We start from the raw sequence: 5,666 nt of genomic DNA on the forward strand, positions 1-5,666 counted from the left end.
CGGCCCACAACATGGTTTTGGGCGCGTGCACCCCGGGCCCCGCCAACACGCCCTTTCATGTCTACGCGTTATTGCGGCACCGGCCGGCGCACGGGGGCCGTTTTCGTTTACGGTAGCGCCGGGCCATGCCCGGCGAGCGCAGCGGCTGAACCGATCACGGATCCGGCATCTGCCCCAGGCTCAACTGCCAGGACACACCGAACCGGTCCTGCACCCAGCCGTAGCGATTGCTGAAATCGTAGTCGCCCACCGGCATCAGCCAGTGCCCGCCCTCGCCCAGCACGCGCGCCGCGCGCTCGAACTGTTCGGCGCCACCGCACTCGACGAACAGCGAGATCGACGGACTGAAGGTGAAGTCGTGCACATCCAGGCTGTCGAAGCACAGATAGTTGGTGCCGCCGAGCATGAAGGTCGCCTGCCGCACCTGGCCGGGCACTCCCGCCCCTGCGCCGTCGGGATGGCGTTGCAGGGCAAGCAGCCGGAAATCGGCGAACGCCTCGGCGTACAGGGCCAGGGCCGCCTCGGCCTGGCCGGTGAACATCAGGAACGGACGACTGCGCAGCATGGGGTGCTCCAGTTCAGCGGGCCGATGACGGCCCCGCGAACAGGATGGCACGCGGGATGTATGCCCGCTGTAGAGCCGAGCCCACGCTCGGCTGTACGGATCAGGCCTCGCGCATGCGGCGCGCGATGGCACTGCCGGCCGCGATCGTGGCGGTCAGGGCCACCATCGACAGGAACTGCAGGCGCGTATGCGCCTCGCTCAGCAGCAGGCCGAAGATCAGTGCCAGGATCGCCAGGGCGCAGCAGGTCAGCCACGGGAAACCGGCCATGCGGAACGGCAGGCGCGAGCCGAGGCGGTCCGCACGGCGGCGCAGCACCAGTTGAGAAAGCAGCGACAGCGTCCACACCAGCAGGCAGGTCGAGCCGACGATGTTCAGCAGCACCGGCAGCACCTTGTCCGGGAACAGCAGTTCCATCACCGTCGCGGCAAACCCGAACAGCACGCTGGCCAGAACGGCGATCACCGGCACCTGCCGCGGGTCGGTCCAGCCCAGCACGGCCGGTGCCTCGCGGCGCTGCGCCAGCGAATACATCATCCGCGACGCGCCGTAGAGGTTGGCGTTGAGGGCCGACAGCAGGGCGATCACTGCGATCAGCGTGATGGCCGTGCCCGCCCCCGGAATGCGGGCCGCATCCAGCACCGCGGCGAACGGCGACTTCAGCGCTTCGCTGGTCCACGGCACCACGGCGATGATCACGCTCAGCGAGCCGATGTAGAACACCAGGATGCGCCAGGCCACGGTGCGGATGGCGCGGGCGATGCTGCGCTCGGGATCCTCGGTCTCGGCCGCGGCAACGGCCACGATCTCGGTGCCGCCGAAGGCGAACACCACCACCAGCAGGGCTGCGCCGATACCGGCCAGGCCCTGCGGTGCAAAACCGCCGTGTGCGGTGAAGTTGCTCAGTCCCGGAGAGGTCACCTGCGGTAGCCAGCCCATCAGCAGCGCGAAACCGATGGCGATGAACGCCAGGATCGCCACCACCTTGAGAATGGCGAACCAGAACTCGAACTCACCGAAATTCCTGACCCCCAGCAGGTTGATCGCGGTGAAGAACAGCATGAACGCCAGGGCGGCCATCGGCACCGGAATGGCAGGCCAGACCGTGGCCAGCAGGCCCGCCGCTCCCACGGCCTCGGCGGCGATCACGATCACCAGCTGTACCCACCAGAGCCAGCCGACAGTCGCCCCTGCCGTGGCGCCCATGGCGTCGGCGGCATAGACCGAGAACGCGCCGCTGGTCGGCTTGGCCGCCGCCATTTCGCCCAGTGCGTTCATCACGATGATCACCAGTGCGCCGGCCACCAGGTACGACACCAGCACCGCCGGGCCGGCCGCCTGTACGCCCACACCGGAGCCCAGGAACAGGCCCGCGCCGATGGCGCTGCCCAACCCCATCATGATCAGCTGGCGTGGCTTGAGCGAATGGCCCAGGCGGGAGGGCGAGGCAGGCGTAACGGGGCTGGCGGGCATCGGCAGGAGTGGGCGGCGGCTACAGGGGCGTCACCTTACCCTGTCCCGCGCCTGTGGGGATAGGCACAGTGCAGCAGGCCGCTCAGGCCAGCGCCGGCTCGCCGATGCGGGCGCGGTAGGCGCGCGGCGAGAAACCGGTTTCGGCCTTGAACTTGCGGGTGAACGCGCTCTGGTCACTGAACCCGCAGGCCTGGCCGATGCAGGCGATGCTGTCGTCGCCATGCAGCAGATGCATGGCCATCTGGATCCGCAGCCGCGTCAGCACCTGCTGCGGGGTCATCTGGAACACCTTGCGGAAGCTGCGCTCCAGCTTGGACAGCGAGAACCCGGTGATGTCCAGCAATGTCTGCATGCGCACGTTCTCGGCGTAATGCGCGTTGAGATGGGCCAGGGCCAGCCGCAGCTGCTCGTACTGGGTTCCCAGGCTGTCCTTCTGGCCCAGGTCGCGCGAGATGCCGATCAGGCCCTCGATGCTGCCGTCGACCACCAGCGGCCGCTTGCAGGTCAGGCACCAGCCCGGCTCGCGGTTGGCGAACAGGTGCAGCTCCATCAGGTTCTCGATCACCTCGCCGGACAGCACGCGTGCGTCCTGGTCGACATAGTCCGCACTGAGGCCGGTCGGGTAGATCTCGGCCGCGGTACGCCCGATCACGTCCTTGCGCGCGCGCAGGCCCAGCCGCCGCAGCATGGTCTGGTTGACGTGGGTGTAACGGCCCTGGCGGTCCTTGATGAAGAACAGCACGTCCGGGATGGCGTCGAACAGGGCTTCGATGTCGGCGGGCTCGACTCGCATGCGCCAAGCATAGCCGAGGCGCCCTTGTCCGCGCGATCACCTGCGCGGGACCGGGGCTTAACGTCTGGCGCGCGAGGGTAGAGGTTGACTTCCCCGCTACAGGACCTGGACCCATGGCCGCCAGCAAGCCCACCGGCAAGCGCGCACCCGCCCCCGCCCCCTCCCCCGACCACCGCCGCGGCGACGGCGACGAACTGCACCTGCATGCCGGCGGCACGCACCCCCCGATGACCACGGCCCAGGGCATCCCCATCGCCGACAACCAGAACTCGCTGCGCCAGGGCCCACGGGGCCCCACCCTGCTGGAGGACTTCATCCTCCGCGAGAAGATCACCCACTTCGACCATGAGCGCATCCCGGAGCGCATCGTGCATGCCCGCGGCAGCGCCGCCCACGGCTATTTCGAACTCACCCACTCGCTGGCCAAGTACACCCGTGCACGCATCCTTGGCGAAGTCGGAAAGAAGACTCCGGTGTTCACCCGCTTTTCCACCGTGGCCGGCGGTGCCGGGTCGGTCGACACCCCCCGCGACGTGCGGGGTTTCGCGGTGAAGTTCTACACCCCTGAAGGCAACTGGGACCTGGTGGGCAACAACATCCCGGTGTTCTTCATCCAGGACGCAATGAAGTTTCCCGACCTGGTGCATGCGGTGAAGATGGAACCGGACCGCGCGTTCCCGCAGGCAGCGAGCGCGCACGACACGTTCTGGGACTTCATTTCGTTGATGCCCGAATCGATGCACATGATCATGTGGGCGATGAGCGACCGCGCCATTCCACGCTCGCTGCGCATGATCGAAGGCTTCGGCGTGCACAGCTTCCGCCTGTTGAACGAGGCCGGCGACTCCACCTTCGTCAAATTCCACTGGCGGCCGAAGCTGGGCATCCAGTCCACGGTGTGGGACGAGGCGTTGAAGCTGCAGGCCGCGGACAACGATTTCCATCGGCGCGACCTGTTCGAGGCGATCGAGCGTGGCGACTTCCCCGAATGGGAACTGGCGGTGCAGCTGTTCACGGAAGAGGAGGCTGACGCATTTCCGTTCGATCACCTGGATCCGACCAAGATCATTCCCGAATCGCTGGTACCGCTGAAGGTGATCGGGCGTATGGTGCTGGACCGCTGGCCGGACAACTTCTTCGCCGAAACCGAGCAGGTGGCCTTCTGCCCGGCCAACGTGCCGCCCGGCATCGACTTCAGCAACGACCCGCTGCTGCAGGGCCGGCTGTTCTCCTACCTGGATACCCAGCTGATCCGCCTGGGCGGACCCAACTTCCACCAGATCCCGGTGAATGCGCCGAAGTGCCCGTTTGCCAACCACCAGCGCGATGGGCATATGCAGATGCAGGTGCCCAAGGGCCGCGTGGCCTACGACCCCAGTTCGCTGGAGGACGACAGCCCGCGCGAGACACCGGCCGGATTCCGCAGCCATGCCAGCGCGGATGACGGCCGCAAGGGGCGCACGCGTGCCGAGAGCTTCGCCGACCATTACAGCCAGGCACGGATGTTCTTCCGCAGCCTGGAAGCACCCGAGCAGGCACATCTGGCCTCGGCACTGGTATTCGAGCTGTCCAAGGTGGAAACGCTGAAGGTGCGGGTTCGTACCGTCAGCCACCTGCGCAACATCGACGAAACCCTCGCGCAGCGGGTGGCGGAAGGACTGGCGCTGCCCGCCCTGCCCGACCCGGCGCCCACTGCTACGCCGGCACAGGACATGCCCCCCGCACCGGAAGTCCGCGTGATCGGTCGCAACAAACCCACCCTGCAAGGGCGCTGCATCGGCATCCTGTTTGATGAAGGCTCCGATGCCGGTGTCATCAGCAGCCTGCGCAAGGCCGCAGAGAAGGCCGGCGCCGCGGTGAAGCTGGTGGCTCCCAAGGTGGGCGGCGCCACCCTGAGCAACGGCAAGCTGCAAGCGGCCGACGGGCAACTGGCGGGGACTCCATCGGCGGTGTTCGATGCGGTCGCGATCGTGCTCAGCGAGGAGGCCGGCAAGCGGCTGTCCAGCGACAGTGCGGGGCTGGAATTTGCCAGCACCGCGTGGGCACACCTGAAGGCAATCGGCAGCGATGAAGGAGGCCGGGTGCTGCTCAAGGCGGCGCGCGTGGGCAAGGATGCAGGCATCGTCGACGCGGGCGATGCCGGCGCTTTCCTCGCCGTCGCCGCCACCCGCCAGTGGGCCCGCGAACCGAAGCTGCGGCAACTGGCCTGACGGCCTCACCCCCATCGCCTGCAAGGAGACGTGTCATGCCCCGTGGAGACAAATCCGCCTATACCGACAAGCAAAAGCGCCAGGCCGAACACATCGAGGAAAGCGAGCGCGAGCGTGGTGCCAGTGAGAGCACCGCCGAGCGCATCGCGTGGGCCACCGTGAACAAGCAGGATGGCGGAGGCAAGCGCAGTGGCAGTGCCCGCAAGGGCGCCAAGAAGACTGCGAAGAAGGCGGCGAAGAAGACTGTGAAGAAGGCGGCGAAGAAAGCACCGGCAAAGAAGGCCGCAACGAAGAGCACTGCGGGAAAAGCACCGGCGAAGAAGGCCGCAAAGAAGACTGCCGCGAAGAAAGCGCCCGCGAAGAAGTCCACCGCCAGCACGCGCAGTGCGGCCGCGAAGAAGGCAGCGGCAACCCGGGCGGCAAAGAAGGCGGCACGCTCGACCGCCGCGAAGAAGGCCGCGGGGACCCGCGCAGGCGGTTGAGATGCACCCGGCAGCGCAGCGGGCACACGATGCCTGCGGCCCTGCACGGTGACGTGGGGGCCCCCCCGCCGCCCGACCGCCCCCCGCCCCCCCCGCCGCCGCGACAGCCCGCCCCCCCCCGCGGGGGGCGGGGGGCCCCCGCCCC

Annotated in this window: 5 protein-coding genes; 2 read left to right on the top strand and 3 right to left on the bottom strand. The window is 67.9% G+C overall.

Annotated features, from left to right (window positions below):
- Positions 1–154: 154 nt before the first annotated feature.
- The 3 genes from ACVOME_RS18510 to ACVOME_RS18520 all read right to left on the bottom strand — a co-directional run bounded on the left by ACVOME_RS18510 (position 155) and on the right by ACVOME_RS18520 (position 2,829).
- Positions 155–565 carry a VOC family protein gene (locus ACVOME_RS18510; protein ID WP_053519027.1) on the bottom strand — a complete coding sequence of 137 codons (411 nt, stop codon included), beginning with the start codon at positions 563–565 and terminating at the stop codon, positions 155–157.
- Between the two features lie 100 nt (positions 566–665).
- On the bottom strand, positions 666–2,036 hold the full coding sequence (locus ACVOME_RS18515) for an amino acid permease (RefSeq protein WP_065174823.1): 1,371 nt from the start codon (positions 2,034–2,036) through the stop codon (positions 666–668).
- Between the two features lie 82 nt (positions 2,037–2,118).
- The gene (locus tag ACVOME_RS18520) at positions 2,119–2,829 is read right to left on the bottom strand and encodes an AraC family transcriptional regulator (protein ID WP_053519032.1); all 711 of its coding nucleotides are present in this window, start codon (positions 2,827–2,829) and stop codon (positions 2,119–2,121) included.
- A 113-nt stretch (positions 2,830–2,942) separates the two neighbouring features.
- On the opposite strand from ACVOME_RS18520, the gene ACVOME_RS18525 reads away from it, so the two are divergent.
- Positions 2,943–5,039, top strand: a complete 2,097-nt coding sequence (locus ACVOME_RS18525) for a catalase (RefSeq protein WP_481505386.1) — start codon at positions 2,943–2,945, stop codon at positions 5,037–5,039.
- Between the two features lie 35 nt (positions 5,040–5,074).
- Complete coding sequence (locus ACVOME_RS18530) at positions 5,075–5,521, top strand: hypothetical protein (RefSeq protein ID WP_481505387.1); 447 nt, start codon at positions 5,075–5,077, stop codon at positions 5,519–5,521.
- The last annotated feature ends 145 nt before the right edge of the window (positions 5,522–5,666 follow it).

The organism is Stenotrophomonas sp. STEN008 (assembly GCF_056760435.1).

What these genes read in the sequence shown, in the direction of transcription:
- ACVOME_RS18510 (WP_053519027.1), bottom strand. Translation starts at nt 565, where the DNA reads ATGCTGCGCAGTCGTCCGTTCCTGATGTTCACCGGCCAGGCCGAGGCG.
- ACVOME_RS18515 (WP_065174823.1), bottom strand. Translation starts at nt 2,036, where the DNA reads ATGCCCGCCAGCCCCGTTACGCCTGCCTCGCCCTCCCGCCTGGGCCAT.
- ACVOME_RS18520 (WP_053519032.1), bottom strand. Translation starts at nt 2,829, where the DNA reads ATGCGAGTCGAGCCCGCCGACATCGAAGCCCTGTTCGACGCCATCCCG.
- ACVOME_RS18525 (WP_481505386.1), top strand. Translation starts at nt 2,943, where the DNA reads ATGGCCGCCAGCAAGCCCACCGGCAAGCGCGCACCCGCCCCCGCCCCC.
- ACVOME_RS18530 (WP_481505387.1), top strand. Translation starts at nt 5,075, where the DNA reads ATGCCCCGTGGAGACAAATCCGCCTATACCGACAAGCAAAAGCGCCAG.